Source organism: Pseudoclavibacter sp. CFCC 14310 (genome assembly GCF_008831165.1).
In the GTDB taxonomy this organism is placed as follows: Bacteria; Actinomycetota; Actinomycetes; order Actinomycetales; family Microbacteriaceae; genus Pseudoclavibacter_A.
This window is the reverse complement of record NZ_WBKC01000001.1, coordinates 473,770-490,752: the sequence shown is the minus strand read 5'-3', so window position 1 is coordinate 490,752 and position 16,983 is coordinate 473,770. Positions and strand designations below refer to the sequence as shown.

General features: G+C 65.5%; 13 protein-coding genes, 1 tRNA gene and 1 pseudogene. 6 read left to right on the top strand and 9 right to left on the bottom strand.

Annotation, left to right across the window (positions count from 1 at the left end; genetic code table 11):
• Positions 1-4 precede the first annotated feature (4 nt).
• A pseudogene (locus tag F8O06_RS02190) lies at positions 5-1,288 on the top strand (MFS transporter); the annotation flags it as partial.
• A gap of 208 nt (positions 1,289-1,496) precedes the next feature.
• Here F8O06_RS02190 and F8O06_RS02185 read toward each other — a convergent pair.
• Positions 1,497-1,570: transfer RNA gene (locus F8O06_RS02185), tRNA-Leu, on the bottom strand.
• A gap of 108 nt (positions 1,571-1,678) precedes the next feature.
• Here F8O06_RS02185 and F8O06_RS02180 point away from each other — a divergent pair.
• Complete coding sequence (locus tag F8O06_RS02180) at positions 1,679-2,281, top strand: LemA family protein (protein WP_158037244.1); 603 nt, start codon at positions 1,679-1,681, stop codon at positions 2,279-2,281.
• A gap of 8 nt (positions 2,282-2,289) precedes the next feature.
• Entirely contained in the window at positions 2,290-3,186 is an 897-nt protein-coding gene (locus F8O06_RS02175) for a M48 family metalloprotease (protein ID WP_158037243.1), read from the top strand.
• Positions 3,187-3,542: 356 nt separating this feature from the next.
• Here F8O06_RS02175 and F8O06_RS02170 read toward each other — a convergent pair whose 3' ends face one another.
• The 8 genes from F8O06_RS02170 to hisS all read right to left on the bottom strand — a co-directional run bounded on the left by F8O06_RS02170 (position 3,543) and on the right by hisS (position 11,882).
• Positions 3,543-4,976 (bottom strand): NAD(P)/FAD-dependent oxidoreductase, encoded by a 1,434-nt coding sequence (locus tag F8O06_RS02170; protein WP_158037242.1) that lies wholly within the window; start codon positions 4,974-4,976, stop codon positions 3,543-3,545.
• 75 nt (positions 4,977-5,051) lie between these two features.
• Positions 5,052-5,531 (bottom strand): DUF501 domain-containing protein, encoded by a 480-nt coding sequence (locus F8O06_RS02165; RefSeq protein WP_158037578.1) that lies wholly within the window; start codon positions 5,529-5,531, stop codon positions 5,052-5,054.
• Between the two features lie 41 nt (positions 5,532-5,572).
• Complete coding sequence (locus F8O06_RS02160; RefSeq protein WP_158037241.1) at positions 5,573-6,112, bottom strand: FtsB family cell division protein; 540 nt, start codon at positions 6,110-6,112, stop codon at positions 5,573-5,575.
• A gap of 15 nt (positions 6,113-6,127) precedes the next feature.
• Positions 6,128-7,405, bottom strand: a complete 1,278-nt coding sequence (gene eno / locus F8O06_RS02155; RefSeq protein WP_158037240.1) for a phosphopyruvate hydratase — start codon at positions 7,403-7,405, stop codon at positions 6,128-6,130.
• A gap of 265 nt (positions 7,406-7,670) precedes the next feature.
• Positions 7,671-8,492: a MetQ/NlpA family ABC transporter substrate-binding protein gene (locus tag F8O06_RS02150; RefSeq protein WP_158037239.1), complete on the bottom strand. Its 822-nt coding sequence runs from the start codon at positions 8,490-8,492 to the stop codon at positions 7,671-7,673.
• Positions 8,493-8,547: 55 nt separating this feature from the next.
• Complete coding sequence (locus F8O06_RS02145) at positions 8,548-9,294, bottom strand: methionine ABC transporter permease (RefSeq protein ID WP_158037238.1); 747 nt, start codon at positions 9,292-9,294, stop codon at positions 8,548-8,550.
• The gene (locus tag F8O06_RS02140; protein WP_158037237.1) at positions 9,291-10,367 is read right to left on the bottom strand and encodes a methionine ABC transporter ATP-binding protein; all 1,077 of its coding nucleotides are present in this window, start codon (positions 10,365-10,367) and stop codon (positions 9,291-9,293) included. Before F8O06_RS02140 ends, F8O06_RS02145 begins: the two co-directional genes overlap by 4 nt.
• A gap of 159 nt (positions 10,368-10,526) precedes the next feature.
• Positions 10,527-11,882: a histidine--tRNA ligase gene (gene hisS / locus F8O06_RS02135; protein WP_158037236.1), complete on the bottom strand. Its 1,356-nt coding sequence runs from the start codon at positions 11,880-11,882 to the stop codon at positions 10,527-10,529.
• A gap of 184 nt (positions 11,883-12,066) precedes the next feature.
• On the opposite strand from hisS, the gene F8O06_RS02130 reads away from it, so the two are divergent.
• Genes F8O06_RS02130 through F8O06_RS02120 form a run of 3 tightly spaced genes read left to right on the top strand, consistent with a single transcriptional unit; the run spans position 12,067 to position 16,494 of the window.
• A complete protein-coding gene (locus F8O06_RS02130) occupies positions 12,067-14,595 on the top strand; it encodes an ABC transporter ATP-binding protein (protein WP_158037235.1) in 2,529 nt (842 codons plus the stop codon).
• Positions 14,595-15,749, top strand: coding sequence for an ABC transporter permease (locus F8O06_RS02125; RefSeq protein WP_158037234.1), 1,155 nt, complete (start codon positions 14,595-14,597; stop codon positions 15,747-15,749). Before F8O06_RS02130 ends, F8O06_RS02125 begins: the two co-directional genes overlap by 1 nt.
• Complete coding sequence (locus tag F8O06_RS02120) at positions 15,742-16,494, top strand: MazG family protein (protein ID WP_158037233.1); 753 nt, start codon at positions 15,742-15,744, stop codon at positions 16,492-16,494. The genes F8O06_RS02125 and F8O06_RS02120 overlap by 8 nt, the downstream gene beginning before the upstream one ends.
• Positions 16,495-16,983: the final 489 nt, after the last annotated feature.

The following is a 16,983-nucleotide window of genomic DNA, read 5'->3' as shown; positions in this document are numbered from 1 at the left end:
TGCCGCTGCGGCGATCATCGTGCCTTCTCTTGTCGCGCTGATCGCAGAGAACTACAGCGGCGACCAGCAGGCGACCGCGATCGGCTCTCTCGGGTCGGCTCGTGCGCTGTCAGGCATCAGCGCCTTCCTGATCGGAGGAACGCTCGGCACGCTGGTCGGCTGGCGACCGGTCTTCATGATTGTGCTCGCTCTCGCGATCGCCGTGTTCCTCTTCAGCTTCAAGCTGCGCTCAGACAAGGGGGATGCTGGTATCAGAATCGACCTCGTCGCCTCGGCCCTCTTCGGTCTGTCGATCATGCTGCTGACCCTCGGCTTCAACAATCTCAACGGGTGGGGCGCATTCTTCGCCACACCAGGTGCGCCTTTCGACGTCTTGGGAATCTCCCCGGCGCCGATGCTCATCGTCTTCGGCATCATCTTCGGCCAGGCATTCTTCGCATGGACACGGCGACGGATGCGTCAGGGCAAGGTTCCCCTCGTCGACCTCTCGGTGCTCGGTTCCCCCTCTGAGCGAGCAGCCGTGTATGCGATGTTCGTCGTTGTCGCGCTTGAGGCGACCCTGAACTTCACGGTTCCCATGTACATCCAGATCGTGCAAGGGCGCACCCCGTTCGAGACCTCGCTTGCCATGATGCCGTTCAACCTGACGGTGTTCATCACTGCGACACTGGTTGTGCGCTTCTACAAGCGCTTCAGCCCTCGGACCATCGGCATGGCAGCGTTCGTCCTCACGACCTGCGCGCTGGTGTGGCTCTCTTTCGTGGTCACGAACAATTGGGAGACACTGCCGACCATCCTCGGACTCATCCTCTTCGGCATCGGCCAGGGTGCCCTCGTGACTCTCATGTTCAACGTTCTCGTCAGCGCTGCGCCTGCCGAACTCGCTGGAGACGTCGGGTCGATTCGCGGAAGCACGCAGAACCTTGCCTCGGCGGTGGGCACCGCCGTCGTCGGCGCACTGCTGGTCGCTCTCTTGAGCGTCGGCGTCGGGCGCGCCGTGACGGAGCACCCCGAACTCCCTGACGATCTCGTGACACAGGTCGATCTCGACAGCGTCAACTTCGTGTCGAACGATCGGCTCGAAGAGGTCCTGTCGCAGACCGACGCGACCGGAGCTCAGGTCGAGGCAGCGGTTCAGCTCAACGAGGAGCAGCGTCTGCGCGCTCTCAAACTGGGCCTGCTCATCCTCGCTGGTCTCAGTGCGATCGCCATCCTCCCCGCCTCACGCCTGCCCCGCTACCGACCGCATGAGATTCCTGCTCCCGATGCCGCATCGACAGGCAGCTGATCAGCCTGCTGCCCGATGACGAGAACGACGAGAACGACCAGAACGACCAGAACGACCAGAACGACCAGAACGATGAGGACACAGAGGGCCGCGTTATGGGCGAGTCATTCTCGTCGGAGGCTCTGCTCTGACGAGCTTTGCCGTGGTGCTGTGACGAAGCTTGCGCCGCGAAGGCTTCGACCGGCGAGTTACGAGATCGGCAGATCTGTACCCCCAGTCGGGTTCGAACCGACACTGGGCCGATTTTAAGTCGGCTGCCTCTGCCAATTGGGCTATGGGGGCCCGATACGAGCGAGATCGGCAGCGACATTCCGCTGCGAGCGCATCGCCTGCTCTGACATCTTAGTGGCTGCGAAAGACGGCCTCTGTAGAGTTAAGCTAGCGGGCACCATGTCCGCTGATGACTTGAACAAGGAGATCATTGTGGGCGCTGGATGGATCACCCTCATTGTCGTGATCGCGATCGTCGCGATCATCGGCATCTGGCTATGGGCCACGTACAACGCTCTGGTTCGTCTGCGCGTGCGCGTCGACGAAGCCTGGAGCGACATCACCGTGCAGCTGAAACGGCGAGCCGACCTGCTGCCGAACCTGATCGAGACCGTCAAGGGGTACGCAGCACACGAGAAGGGCGTGTTCGAAGCGGTCACGCAGGCGCGTTCCGAGACGGTCAACGCAGCCACACCCGCAGAGGCGACCGTGGCCGAGGGGCATTTGCAGGAGGCACTGAAGAGTCTGTTCGCCGTGGCCGAGGCGTATCCCGACCTCAAGGCGAACCAGAACTTTCTGCATCTGCAGCAGGAGCTCGTCGACACCGAAGACAAGATCCAAGCGTCACGCCGCTTCTACAACGGAGGCGTGCGCGAGCTGAACACCAAGATTCAGACTTTCCCGACCAACATCATCGCGGGCACCTTCGGCTTCACCAGCCGCGAGTTCTTCGAGGTCGACAACCCCAGCGCGATCGCCGAGCCGCCGCGCGTCCAGTTCTGATCTGATCCATGTATCGAGCCATCCGCCGTAACAAGGTCAACACGGTGTTCATCATCCTGATGTTCATCGTGTTGATCGCGGTGCTCGGATACGCCGCGAGCCTGCTCTTCGGCAATTGGACGATCACCATCTGGGCTCTCGTCGGAGCAAGCATCTATGCAGTGATCCAGTACTTCATGGCGGGCCGTGCTGCTGTCGCCATGAGCGGGGCGCGTGAGATCACCAAGGCCGAAAACCCCCGGCTGTGGCGCATCGTCGAGAACCTCGCCATCACCACGGGCACCCCGATGCCCAAGGTCTACATCATGGACGACCCCGCGCCCAACGCGTTCGCGACCGGCCGCGACCCTGAGCATGCCATCGTGTGTGCGACCAGTGGCATCCTCGAGCTGATGACCGATCGGGAGCTCGCCGGGGTCATGGCCCACGAGATGGGGCACGTGCGCAACTACGACATCAGGCTGAACATGATCGTGTTCGGGCTGGTCGCGGCGATCGGCATGGTCGCCGACATCTTGATGCGCATGTCTTTCTGGAGCGGGATGACCGGCGGCAACCGCAATAACAACAACGGCGGTGGCAACCCGATCATGCTGGTCGTCGGCATCGCTGCAGCCGTGCTGGCTCCCCTGGCGGCGACGATGGTGCAGCTGGCCGTGTCGCGACAGCGCGAGTATCTGGCCGATGCGACCGGGGCGCTCACCACCCGTGACCCCGAGGCGCTGGCGAGTGCGCTCGACAAGCTGCAACGGTACTCACAGCCACTGGCGCGGCAGAACTCGGCGATGGCGCACATGTACATCGCAGACCCGTTGAAAAGCGGATTCGTCGACAGACTGTTCGCGACGCACCCGCCGATTCCCGACCGCATCCGCCGCCTGCTGAACAGTGCCGACAAGTTCTGAAGGCTGACGTCAGGCAGAGTCGAAGCTCTCATCGGTGACGCGCACGTCCGATCAACAAGACGTGCACATCCAATCGACACGACGCACACGTCCGATCAACACGACGCACACGTCCGATCAACACTTTGTGTGGGAATCGACACGCAGAACCACAAATACTGCTCACCAGTTCAAAGCCTCTGTGGCCACAGGAGTTCTTCACGCTGGACAGCTTCGCCTGCCGCAGCCCTGCGCGGGCCCTGACTACCCGCTCAAACGTGGAGAGGCCCCGCACTTCACAGTGCGGGGCCTCTCCACGTCAGCTCGACAGAACCTGCTTCGCAACCACCGACGTCAGTGGTTACCGGCAGCAGGATCTACTTCGCAGCAGCCTTATCAGCAGGCTTGGCATCAGCAGGCTTGGCGTCAGCCGCCTTGTCTGCGGCCTTGCTCTCAGCAGGCTTCTCAGCCTCGGCCGGCTTCGGCCGCGGGCGCGAGGCGAACTCCTCGAAGAAGGCACGAGGCTCGACACCGTGGCTGGTGGTCGCGAGGTCGCGACCGATCCACATCTGGTGCCACCAGTCGCCGAACACGCGGAACTTACGCTCCCACATCGGAATCGCCAGACCGTGGTAGCCGCGGTGGAACACCCACGCCGGGAAGCCCTTGAGCGAGAACTTCTTCTGTCCACCGGTGAACACGCCGTTGCCGACGCCCAGACCGGCAACCGCGCCAGCGGGCTTGTGCACATAGTCGATGGGGGCATCGCCACGCAGCGAGGCCACGATGTTCTTGCCCAGGCGTTTCGCCTGGCGCACCGCGTGCTGCGCGTTCGGCACGCACGAGCCGTCGAAGGGCAGGCCGTTACCGGTCACGTCGGGAACCTGCGTCGAGTCGCCAGCTCCCCACACGTTCTCGAGCACGCCGTCGTCGGTCTCGGCGCGCAGATCGGCGCGCAGGCGCAGACGGCCACGAGGCTCAAGCGGCAGGTCGCTGTTGCGCAGCACCGGGTTGGCCATCTGACCAGCGGTCCAGATGATCACGTCGGTCGGGTACTTGTCACCCTTCGAGGTCTCGACGATGCCGTCGACCGCGCTGGTCACCTGCGTCTCGAGGTGAATCGTCGCGTGCCGGTTCTTGAGGTCGTCGATGACCCACTTGGCGGTTTCGAGCGAGACCTCAGGCATGATGCGGTCAGCGGCCTCGATGAGGTGGAACTCCAGCTCGCTCTCGCTGATCTGCGGGTAGAACTTCAGCAGCTTGGTGGCCAGGCCGCGCACCTCTGCGAAGCCCTCGATGCCTGCGAAACCGCCGCCGACGACGACGAAGGTCAGCAGACGCTGACGCTCGGGACCGACGGGGAGGTTCGCCGCGCGGTCAAAGTTGGTGGTGATCTTGTTGCGAATCCACTCGGCCTCTTCGACCGACTTCAGACCGATCGCGTTCTCGGCGATGCCCGGAATCGGGAAGGTGCGAGAGACAGCGCCCAGCGTGACGACGAGGACGTCATAGTCCAGCTCGTAGGGGGCACCTCCCTCAGCCTGAACGGTGACCTGCTTGTCAGCGTTCGAGATAGCGGTCACCTTGGCGTTGATGAGGTTCGTACGGCTCAGGTGGCGACGGTGCGGCACCAGGACGTGGCGAGGCTCGATCGACCCGGCCGCGACCTCAGGAAGGAAGGGCTGGTAGGTCATATAGGGTCGAGCATCGACCAGAGTTACCTCGGCCTCGCCGGGGTTCAGCAGCTTCTCGAGTGTGCGCGCGGTGTAGAAACCCGCGTAGCCACCACCAATGATCAGGATCTTGGTCACGACGTTCCTTTTGCAGACTTGTTGACGAACATGGATCAATCTACTCCAAAGCGCCTGCGAGGTCTCGGGACCGTCTCAGATTGCATCAGGTTGCACGCGGGGCCGCGCGCAGGTGCCGTGGAGGTTGTCCCAGCCTACCTGTTCGAGCACCAGGTCACCGATTGGGTTCACGCCCGGTCCGGCGGCCAGGGCGTGCCCCACCAACGCGTGCAGGCACTTCACACGAGTCGGCATGCCTCCTGCCGAGACGCCGGCGATCTCGGGCACCTCGCCGAACTCTTCGCGATCGGCGATATAGGCCGCATGTGCGTGTCGGTAGCGTTCGGCAAGCTCTTCGTCGGCGGCGAGCATGTCGTTGAAGTCGTTCATGCGCCCGATTGCCTCGAGATTCGAGACCGCAGCGGTCAGCCCCGGATGCGTCAGGTAGTAGAAGGTCGGAAACGGCGTGCCATCGGCCAGCCGCGGGGCGGTGCTGACCACGGTGGGAGTGCCGTCGCCGGTGCGTGCGGCCACCGCGACGACCGACCGTACCGGCCGGCCGAGCTGCTCGCTCATGATCTCGAGGTCGCGCTCGCTCACCTCGTATTGTGCTTCGGTCACTGCTGCTCCTGCTGCTCGCCCTGGTCGTTCTGACCGTTCTGGCCGTTCTGGCCACCTTGGTCGCCCTGATCGTCGTCGTTCGACGGAGGCTGACCGGCGTCGCTCTGCGTCTGGTCGCCGTCGAGTGGCTGGTCTCCGACACCCGCCTGAACGATCGACGATCCCAACAGATCGGTCCACTTCTGATCGCTGCTGGTCACGCTCTGGCTCGGCGTCTGGTGCGCGCGGTCATCGGAGCTCTTCGCCTGGTCGCCGTCGACCACGACATAGGTCGTCTCGCCCGGCACCACGAAATAGAGGCGTTGGCGCGTCTGCGCACGAATGTACGCGGGATCGTCCCAGCGTGCACGCTCCTGCTGCAGCTCGCCGAGTTCGCTGCGCTGCTGGTCGACCTCGGACTGCAGCTGCTGCTTCTGCTGCTGCTGCTCGACGTAGAGGCGGATGTTCGGCGTCAGCAGCAGGGCGGCGGCGACCAGCGCCACCGTGAGAATCACGGGGAACGCTGGAAACCGCCGCCCTTGTCGCTGTTCGCTCATCTGCAGTCGCGCTGCTTACTTCGCAAACCGGGGAAACGCCGTTGCGCCTGCGTAGACCGCGCGGTCGCCGAGCTGCTGCTCGATGCGCAGCAGCTGGTTGTACTTGGCGACACGCTCGCTGCGTGCCGGGGCGCCGGTCTTGATCTGACCGCAGTTGGTGGCGACGGCCAGGTCGGCGATCGTGGTGTCTTCGGTCTCACCCGAGCGATGCGACATCATGGCGCTGTAGCCGTTCGTCTGAGCGAGTTCGACGGCACGCAGCGCCTCGGTGAGCGAACCGATCTGATTCACTTTGACCAGAATCGAGTTGCCCGCCTGATCGTCGATGCCGCGCTGCAGACGCTCTGGGTTCGTGACGAACAGGTCGTCGCCCACCAGCTGCACGCGATCGCCGAGCTTGGCGGTCAGGGCACTCCAGCCGGCCCAGTCGTTCTCGTCGAGGCCGTCCTCGATCGAGACCACCGGGTACTCGCTGACCAGGCTGTCGTAGTAGTCGATGAGCCACTGCGAATCACGCGATTCGCCTTCGAAGTGATAGCTGCCGTCGCTGAAGAATTCGCTGGATGCGGCGTCGAGTGCCAGCGCGATGTCGCTGCCCAGCCGGTAGCCGGCACGTTCGATCGCCTCGGTGATGACGGCGAAGGCGTCGGCGTTGTGCCCGAGGCTCGGTGCGAAGCCGCCCTCGTCGCCCAGACCGGTGCTGAGCTTCTGCTCTTTCAGCACCGATTTGAGGGTGTGATAGACCTCGCTGCCCCAGCGCAGCGCCTCGGCGAAGCTCTTCGCCCCGATCGGGGCGATCATGAACTCCTGGAAATCGACGTTCGAGTCGGCATGTGCGCCGCCGTTGAGAATGTTCATCATAGGCACGGGCAGAGTGACCGCAGCGTCGCCGCCGACCGAGATGTAGAGCTCCTGCTGCTTCGACAGAGCGTTGGCCCGTGCCACGGCGAGCGATGCGCCGAGAATGGCGTTGGCGCCGAGGCGAGCCTTGTTCGGGGTGCCGTCGAGCGCGATGAGCGCCTCGTCGATGCCCTGCTGGTCTGCGGAGTCACGCCCGGCGAGCAGATCGCTGATCTCGGTGTTCACCGACTCGACTGCGCCCAGCACTCCCTTGCCCAGGTAGCGGTCGCCGCCGTCACGACGCTCCACAGCCTCGAACTGGCCGGTGGACGCACCCGAGGGAACGTCTGCACGACCGAGGGTGCCGTCGTCGAGGGTGACCTCTGCCTCGACGGTGGGGTTGCCGCGCGAGTCCAGGATCTCGCGTGCTGAAACCGAAACGATGCCTGCCATGCTGAATGCCTCTCAGGGTCTCCGAAGGTGATGTCTTCGGCTCGTGATCTCTGTGTGAAACCCGCAGGCAGCCATGCGCCGCCGCGGGGCGACAGTCGGTGCTGATACGGGTTCTCTCAACAGTCTACGTTGTCTTCGCCAGACCCGGCCCACCACCCATGGGTCTCCGACCCACGTCGCACCAGGCCTGCCTCACCACGCAGAGATGCCCGGGTGCACGCGAACGTGCCCCGGGCATCCGTCATCGATCAGACGATGGGCGCACTCAGCTGAGCGGCAGCACCTGACCCTGCCAGGTGTCAGAGATGTGCTTCTTCGTCTCATCGCTGGTCAGCAACTCGTGCAGCTTCTGCACGCGCGCGTCGTCTTTGAGCTCAGGACGAGTCGCCAGCACGTTGGCGTACTTCTCGGTGGTCTCGAGAATGATCGCCTGGTCGGCGGTCAGCCCCGCGCCCAGTGCGAACGTCGAGGTGACGAAGGCCGCGTCGATGTTCGAATCGTCGACGGCGCGGGCCAGTGTCGGGTTGTCGAGCTCTTCGAACTTCAGCTCTCGCGGGTTCGATGAGATCTCACTCGCCGATGTGGCTCCCGCGGGAATCTCGATCACTTTGTTCGCAGCGAGCAGCTCGAGTGCGCGGCCCTCGTTGGTCGGGTCATTGGGAATGGCCACGGTGCTGCCGTTCTCCAGCGCGTCGAGGCTGTCGACCTTCTTCGAGTAGAAACCGGCGGCCGGCAGGTAGATCGTGCCGACGCTCACCAGATCAGTGCCGTTGCTCTTGTTCGAGTTGTCGAGGAAGGCCTGGTGCTGAAACAGGTTGGCGTCGACCGAGCCGTCTGCGAGCGCAGGGTTCGGCGTGTTGTAGTCGCTGAACTCAACGTACTGCAGGTCGAGCCCGGCGTCTTTCGCCTGGCCGTCGGCGACGAACTTGAGGATGTCACCGGCCGGAGTGGGCAGCGCGCCGACCTTGATCGTGCCCAGGCTGCTGCCGTCGTTCGACGCCCCAGACCCACTGCTGCAGGCCGTCATGCTGACTGCCGCGGCAACGATGGCACCGGCTGCGAGCAGTCGTTTGGTGAGTCTGTTCATGATGTGTCTCTCCTGTTTTTTCTTATTGGTCGAACGTGTGTCGAGCGCCTGTCGTTCAGGCGGTCTCGAGGTTTTTCTGCACGGTCTCGGTGCGTCCTGCGTCTTGGCGGCTCAGCCGGCGGGCGGCGAAGTTCGCAATGAGCTGGGCGATCTGCACGATCGCGAAGAGCACGACGATCACGACGACCACATGCATCCAGCTGTAGCGCTGCCAGCCATAGCTCAACGCGACATTGCCCAGCCCGCCGCCGCCGACCACGCCGACCATCGCCGAGAAGTTGACGATCGACGTGAACGTGGTGGCCAGGCCGAGCACGATCGCCGGCATCGCCTCAGGCAGAATCACGCGCCGCACGAGCTGCCAGCGACTCGCGCCCAGCGACTCGGATGCCTCGAACAGCCCTGGTTCGACCTCTTTGACCGCGATCTCGACGAGCCGCGCGAAGAAGGGAATCGCCACCAGCGTGAGCGGCACGATCGCCGGGCCGGTGCCGATGAACGACCCGACCAGCCACCGGGTCACGGGGATGAGCGCGATCATCAGAATCACGAACGGCACCGATCGCCCCAGGTTCACGATGAAAGAGAGCACTGCGTTCAGCACACGAGCCAGCACACGCGAACCGAAGATGCTGCTCAGAAAGCCGTTGCGTTCGGTGGCCACGAGCAGCACGCCGAGCGGCAGCCCCACGATCACGGTGATGATCGTCGCGATCAGCACCATGTACAGGGTCTCGCCGGTGCCTTCGAGCACCACGTCGAAGAGATTCGGCCAGAATTTCGGGTCGTTCATGTCGATCATCGGCCGGCCTCCTCATCGGTGTGCGCCGTTTCGGGGTTCGCGATGTGCGCGGCGGACGACGCGGACGCGGCGGCTCCGCCCGAAAGCACATCGACGATCAGCCCTTCTGCCTTGAGCTCTGCGATCGCGGCCTCTGCCTCGGCACCGACTGCCGGCAGCGCGAGCCGTGTGCGGCCGACCGACTGGCCGGCGATGCGCTCGATCATCGCTCCGAGGATGCTGACGTCGAGACTGCGTCGGCGTGCGAGCCGTGCGATGACGGCCTGACCGACCTCACCGCCGCCGAAGGTGACATCAACGACGGTCTGCCCGAGCGCGCTCGATGCCCCCGCCTGATCGACGCCGAGGGGGAAGAGCTCGCGCGCGAGCTTCGACCCTGGAGTCGCGATCAGATCGAGAAGCCGCCCCTGCTCGAGTATGCGGCCGTGCTCCATCAGCGCAGCCGAGTCGCATACCCCTTTGACGACGTCCATCTCGTGGGTGATCAGCAGCACGGTCAGCCCGAGTTCACGATTGATGCGGCGAAAGAGCTCGAGAATGGAACGCGTGGTTGCGGGGTCGAGTGCGCTCGTCGCCTCGTCAGAGAGCAGAACCTTCGGTTCGCCTGCGAGCGCCCGTGCGATGCCCACGCGCTGCTTCTGCCCGCCCGAGAGCTGCGCCGGATAGTGCCCGCCGCGATCGGCAAGGCCCACCAGATCGAGCATGTCGCGAGCTCGCGAGGAACGCTCACGACCGCGCACGCCGACGGCTTCGAGCGCGAACTCCACGTTCTGCTGCACCGTGCGGTTGCCCACCAAGTTGAAGTGCTGAAACACCATGCCGATCTCATGACGGGCGGCGCGCAGTGCGCTGCCGGTCAGTGCGGTGATCTCGCGATCGCCGACGACGACGCTGCCGCGATCGGGGCGCTCCAGCGCGTTGATCGTGCGCAGCAGCGTGCTCTTGCCAGCGCCGCTCTGCCCGATTACCCCGAAGATTTCGCCATCGGCGACGGTGAGGCTCACGTCGTCGAGCGCGTGCACGGCGGCAGCACCCGAGCCGTAGGTTTTGTAGAGGTGAGAAGCGGTGATCACTCGCAAATATTAGCCGTACTAGACCACGAGCCCCCAATCACGACCAAGAATGTGACGGAGTGTGACGTTTCCCGCACCTGCGAACGATGCACGCCGCAGGAGGCCGGGCGCGCACCAGCGCGGCCAGAGCTTCCGTCGTCGTGCAGACGTTCATCGCACTCAGCCCAGCGCGCGCACCTCGATCTCGGCGAGTGACGTGGCATCCGCCGGAACGCGTGCGAAGTGCGTGTACCCGTCGGCCACCAGCTCGTCGAGCAGCCTGCCCGCCTTCTTGGGCTCGGTGACGATGTCGACACGTGTGTGGTCGGTCTGCGCGAGAGCCTGCGCCTTGATCACGATGAGATTGGCGGCAGCGGCTCTGCGGTCGGCGAGCAGCACGAGGCCGCCCTCGGGACCCGACGCCGAATCATCGACGAGGTCGATGATGCGCTCGAAGCCGATCGAGAACCCGGCTGCCGGAACCTGCTGCCCCAAGAAGCGTCCGATCATGCCGTCGTAGCGGCCGCCACCACCGACGGACGACTTCGACGAGGGGTGCGAGATCTCGAAGATCGTACCGGTGTAGTAGCCCATGCCGCGCACGAGGGTCGGGTCGAAGACGAGCTTCGCCGCTGCCGGCGCGCCCTTGCGGCGCACACCGGCGGCGGCAGCCGTGGTTGCGGCGGATGCGTCGCCGGCGGTCGTCGCAGCGAGTGCGTCTGCGATGGTGACCAGATTCTCCACTGCCGCTGGTGCCTCAATGTCGCCGAGCGCCGTCGTGATCGCCTCGCGGCTGAGCGGCTGCTGCCCGAGCCGTTCCACACGCTCGAGAAAGCCTCCCAGACGCTCTGCCTGGCTGCCAAGGCCGGCTTCGCGCAGTTCGGCGAGCACGCCATCGGCACCGATCTTGTCGAGCTTGTCGATGCTGATCAGCACGCGAGCGGTGTCGGCCTCAGCGAAGCCCGAGTCGGCCAGAATCGCATTGAGGATGCCGCGGTCGTTGATGCGGATGGTCGCCCCGGTGAGCCCCAGCTCAGCGAGCGCCGCCGAGGTAGCGGTGATGAGTTCGAGCTCGGCGAGCACGCTCGGCTCGCCCAGAATGTCGATGTCGCACTGCACGAACTGGCGGTAGCGGCCCTTCTGCGGGCGCTCGGCCCGCCAGACCGGCCCGGCCTGAATCGAACGGAAAACCTTGGGCAGCTCGGCGTGATGCGAGGCGTAGTAGCGCGCCAGAGGCACAGTCAGGTCGAAGCGCAGGCCGAGATCTGAGAGATCGGCTTCGTCTCCCGTCTCAAGCGCGCGCTGCAGCTTCTCGGGGGTGAGCCCGCGACGCAGCACGCGAAAGGCCAGTTTCTCGTTGTCGCCGCCCATGCCCGAGGTCAGCCTGCTCAGCTCTTCGAGCACCGGTGTCTCGATCTGGGTGAACCCGTGTCGACGGTAGGTGTCGAGAATCGTCGACAGCACACGCTCTCGGCGTGCTTTGTCAGCGGGCAGGAAGTCGCGCATGCCGCGAGGCGGATTGATCTGCTGAGCCATGGTTGTCTATCATGCCACGCGTGGCCCGGTCGGCGGCTCCGCAAGCCGGTGCAGGACGCCCGTACGCGGTGGATCTCACACGCGGAATGTGCGGGGCGCGCCGAAGAGGAACAGAGTATGTCAGAGGTTCATGCTTAGGCTGAATGTTCAGACAGGTGTCTGAACCCGATCAGTGAGGCGGAGCATGGCGAACAACGAGAACGACGCGCACGAGCACAAGCGCGGTCTTTTCGGCTGGCGCAAGCGCACCAAGGCCGAGACGACCGTCGAGGTGCCCGAGCCTGGCCCCTCCACGGTCGATGCCGATCGGCCTGCGAACGAACCGCACCCACAGACGGCGCCCATCGGTGAGCCCGAGGGGTTCATCGCATCCGCTGACCCAGTCGACCCGCAGTCGATCGACGTACCCGAAGCCGGCGCTGACGGCGGTTCAGCCGCAGGTGACCAGAAGTCCGATGTGCCGAGTGCGGCTGAAGCCGGCCTCGATGCGCACGGCCCGCAGGTCTCCGGTGCGGCGACACAGCCGGGTGATCGGTTCGTTCCGCCGGCAATGCCCGAGCGCCCCGTCTATGACAGCGGTCAGGCTGCGGCGGATGCTGCCCGCATCCTGCGCGCGGCTCGCGCCCGCCGGCCCGCCGGAGCACCCGACCCGCTGCATGAGCATCATGCGGGGGCGGCTGATGCCACTGGCACGGTGAAACCCGCCGACGTCGATGCCGCCAAGGCCAACATCTCAGAGACCTCGAGTGCGACCGCGACTCCCCCTGCTGAGCCACGACGCGATGACGTGACGCCAGTCGATGCGCAGAAGACCGAGAGCGGCGATGCAGCTGCAGGCGCCCTGGCCTCGGCTGTCGAGACCCCGTCCACGGGCGAAGCTGCACAGGCGTCAGCGCCTGAGCCCTCTGCGAATGCAGCATCATCAGCGCCCTCCGCAGGAGCATCTGCAGCAGCTGCAGCAGCACCGGCGCCAGAGCGCCCAGAGGACTCAGCGAACTCAGAGCGCCCTGCGAACTCAGAGAGCTCAGAGAAGTCAGAGAGCTCGCAGGAAGACGCACCGGCCCCAGTGACCGAGCCGAATCCGGTCGCCCCGCAAGAGGCGGCGGCGAGCGCACTCCTCGCACAGCAGAGTGACGACGCCGAGAAGCCTCCGCTCGACGGAGCCCCTCGCACCACGTCGACGTACGATCCAGACGTCGACGTCGATACGCATCCGTCAGCACAGCCGCTGATTGCGACGCCGATCTCGCTCGACGACGCACCGGCAGCTGCTGTGGCGCCTGCGGGCGAGGAGCCTGCGACGACAGAGCCTGCTGCAGCAGCGAGGCCCGTATCGCAGCCCGCGCCGCTCGAAGCGGCGACCGCGCCTCTGGCACCGGCGTCTGCCCGTGATGCGTCAGTCGCCGCTGCGGCTGCCGAGGTCGCCGAGCAGCCTACCGCTGAAATTCCCGAAGAGACCGTCGAAGCCACCCCGAGACCAGGCGACCGGGACGATGCGCCCGATGCCGCATCCACACGCCAGATCGCCCCGAGCGTGACCGCGGCCGCGACTCAGACGCCGGCCGAAGACGATGAGCTCGAACCTTCATCGGCGCCGCTCATCACCGAACGCAACGTCGAAGTGCGCCATCTGCAGCGGTCGTTCGGCCGCAAGAACCGGGCGCTGACCGATGTCAGCTTCACCGCACGATCAGGGCATGTCACCGCTCTGGTCGGCGTGAACGGCGCCGGCAAGAGCACAGTGCTGCAGATTCTTGCGACGCTGCTCAAGCCGCAGAACGGCGAGGTGCGCATCAACGGCATCGACGCCGTGGCCCGCCCGCAGGATGCCCGCTCGTCGATCGGATGGGTGCCCGACCACATTCCGCTGTGGCCGCGCATGACCGTGCGGCACACGCTGCAGACCTTCGCTCGGCTCTACGGACTGCCTCGGGCCGAGGCGCGCAAGCGCACGATCGATCTGATGACCAAGACCGGGCTCAACGATGTGGCCAAGCGTCAGGCGCGGCAGCTCTCGCGAGGTCAGCGTCAGCTGCTCTCGCTCGCTCGGGCGCTCGTGCACGACCCGCAGGTGCTGCTGCTCGACGAGCCCACGTCAGGTCTCGACAACATCAGCCGCGATCGCGTGCAGGCCGCGCTGCGTCAGCTCGCCGACGAGGGCAAGACGGTGGTCATCTCGACCAACTGGTTCGAAGGTCTCGACGACTACGCCGACCACGTCGTCTATCTCACCGAAGGCGTCAGCGCTTCGTCAGCCGAGGTCAATCAGGCCGCGACCGCACCGCGCGCGTGGCGCATCCGCAGTCTCGACCCGCAGGCGCTGCTCGAGGCCCTGCAGCGGTTCGAGACGCCGTTCGATCTCGACCCGGTCACGCAGGCCGTCGAAGTGCTGATGGGCAGCGATGAGGCGGCGAACCTGCTGCTCGCGCGGCTCGTGATCGCCGGGGTTCCGGTACACGACTACAGCCCGGCGTTCAGCGCGACCGAGCAGACGTTCCGGGCTCTGCAGCAGCAGGCTCCGGCCGATACGACCGAGTCGGTGCTCGACGCGCTCGGCGCGAAGACAGACGACACGGCTGACGCCTCCGTCGGCGGTGCCGCTGACGATAGCGACGGGCCGGCCGAAGCCTCGCACGAGAGGCCCCGCAAGGGCCGCGGCAGGGGCGCAGGTCGCACAACCGACCGATCCGACCGCAAAGGAGGTGACCGCTGATGCTCACACTCATCGGCCTCGAGCTGCGCCAGCGTATGCGCGGGTCTGGGTGGCTCCCACTGCTGATCATCTGGCTGCTCGCAATCGGCGGGCTCACCGCCGGCGCCTACTTCATCAGCCAGAGCAACGGCCAGCCCATGGGCGCGTGGCTGTTCTCGCTGATCCTGTACTTCACCCTGTTCCTCGCCGCAATCGTGGTGCCCGCACTCGGCGGCGGGTCGATCAACGGCGATCGTGAGAGCGGAGTGCTCGCACTCGTCCAGACCGCGCCGGTCTCGGCTGCCACCATCGTCTGGGCCAAGGCGTTCGCCGCTTGGATCGCCTCGCTCGTGCTGGTCTTGGTTGCACTGCCGTTCCTGCTTTTCGCAGCGGTCATCGGCAATGTCGGCTGGATCATCGTGGTGCCCGCGTTAGTCGTGCTCTTCTTGGAGCTCGCCTTCTTCTCAGCCATCTCGGTCGCGTTCTCGGGCATCTTCAGCCGCGCCGGTGCCGCGACCGCGATGTCATACCTCGTGATCGCGCTGTTGAGCGTCGGCTCCGTCTTCGCGTTCAACATCGGCGCTGCGCTGCTGACCAGCGAGCGCACCGTCCAGGTGAACACGCATGTCACAGCCTCGAGCCAGCAGAGCGGTTCTGCCGCAGACGGGTCGAACGGACAGCCTGGTACTGACGGCGAGGCGGGCAGCGGCGCGCAGTCGCAGGGCGAGGGAGCATCCGCCGACGGCACGCAGCCCGGCGAGGGCACGCAGAGCCGACGCTGCCAGGTCGTCTCTGAGCAGCGCAGCTATCAGCGCCCCGATCTGGTCTGGCCTGTGCTGGCAGCGAACCCGTTCGTCATTCTGGCGGATGCCACCCCCGCCCGCTTCGGGCATGGTGACGCCGGAACTGCGGTCGGGTACCCGACGAACCTGCTGACCACGCTCAAGGTCGAACTGCGCAAGGCGCAGCACTCGACGATTCCGGTCGAGACGATCGAGGAGTGCGAGTGGTCGGCCGACTCGAAGACTCCTGAGCAGCAGATGGCCGGCACGCAGCCGGTGTGGTTCTGGGGCATCGCAGGGCAGGTCGTGCTCTCGCTGATTCTGCTCGGGTGGGCCACGTCGCGCACCCGCGCACCGTACCGCAACTCTGCGAAGGGGCAGCGCATTGGCTGACTCGCTGTTCTCGAACGCGGCCGCCGCCGCCGATCATCCGGGGCTCGACGGGCTGGTCGACACGGTCGACACACTCCTCGCAGAGGGCGGCTGCCCGTGGGATCGCGAGCAGACCCACCGCTCGCTCGCGAAGTACCTGCTCGAAGAGACCTACGAGGCGCTCGACGCGATCGAGACCGACGATGGGTCTGAGCAGGCGACCGCCGCGCTGAAAGAGGAGCTCGGAGACGTGCTCTACCAGGTGCTCTTTCACGCGCGCCTCGCCCAGACCGAGGGGCGGTTCGACATCGACGACCTCGCGGCCGCGGTCGACAAGAAGATGCGCGATCGGCATCCGCACGTCTTCGGCGATGCGCATGCCGAGACTGCCGACGAAGTGGTTGCGGTGTGGGATGCGGCCAAGGCCCGCGAGAAGAGCGAGCGCACCAGCGTGCTCGATGGGATTCCGCAGGATCTGCCCGCGCTCGCACTCGCTGACAAGGTCATCGGTCGCGCGCACAAGTTGGGGCTGCTCGATGCGACCCAGCCCGGAGCGTTTCAGCTCGAAGACGAAGATGACTTGGGCAAGCTGCTGCTTGCAATCGTGGCGTCGGCGAAGGCGTCCGGGCTCGATTCGGAGCGGGCGCTGCGCTCGACGCTGCGTGATTTTCAGGGCGAGATTCACGCGGCCGAGCAGGCCGGCTCTGATGCCGGAGTCATCGGTGTGACGGGCGACAGCACGGGCAGCGACAGCACGGGCGAGTAGTACTGGGCTGGCAGGTAGTACGGGGCTGGAAACGGTACTGGGCTAGCAAGTGGTGCCGGGCCAGCCATTGGTGCCGAGCCGGCCATTGGTGCGGAGCCGGCCATTGGTGCGGGGCCGGACATTGGTATCTAGGGCCGGCGGTTTCTGCGCACCACGCGTGGTCGCCCCTCCCCTTCAGCAGGTTCTGCACACTCGAGCCCAGCCGCCGGCCCCATCCGACAGATTCTGCACGCTCGCGGTCAGCTGGACACGCTTCAGTGCGCTGAGCCTCCAGCCCAGACACCCATCACATCCAACTGCCACAAATGCCGCCCCACCGCATCCAGACATGGCAGTTGACATGTCTCGATCGCTGAGAGCAACATTTCCCACGCCTCGATCGGCTGGAACACCGTTCTCCATGCCTCGATCAGCGGTTTCTGCGCACTTGGGGGCTCAAACACACCCGCCCCCACTCGCTGACCACCGAAAGTGCAAAACCTGCGACCA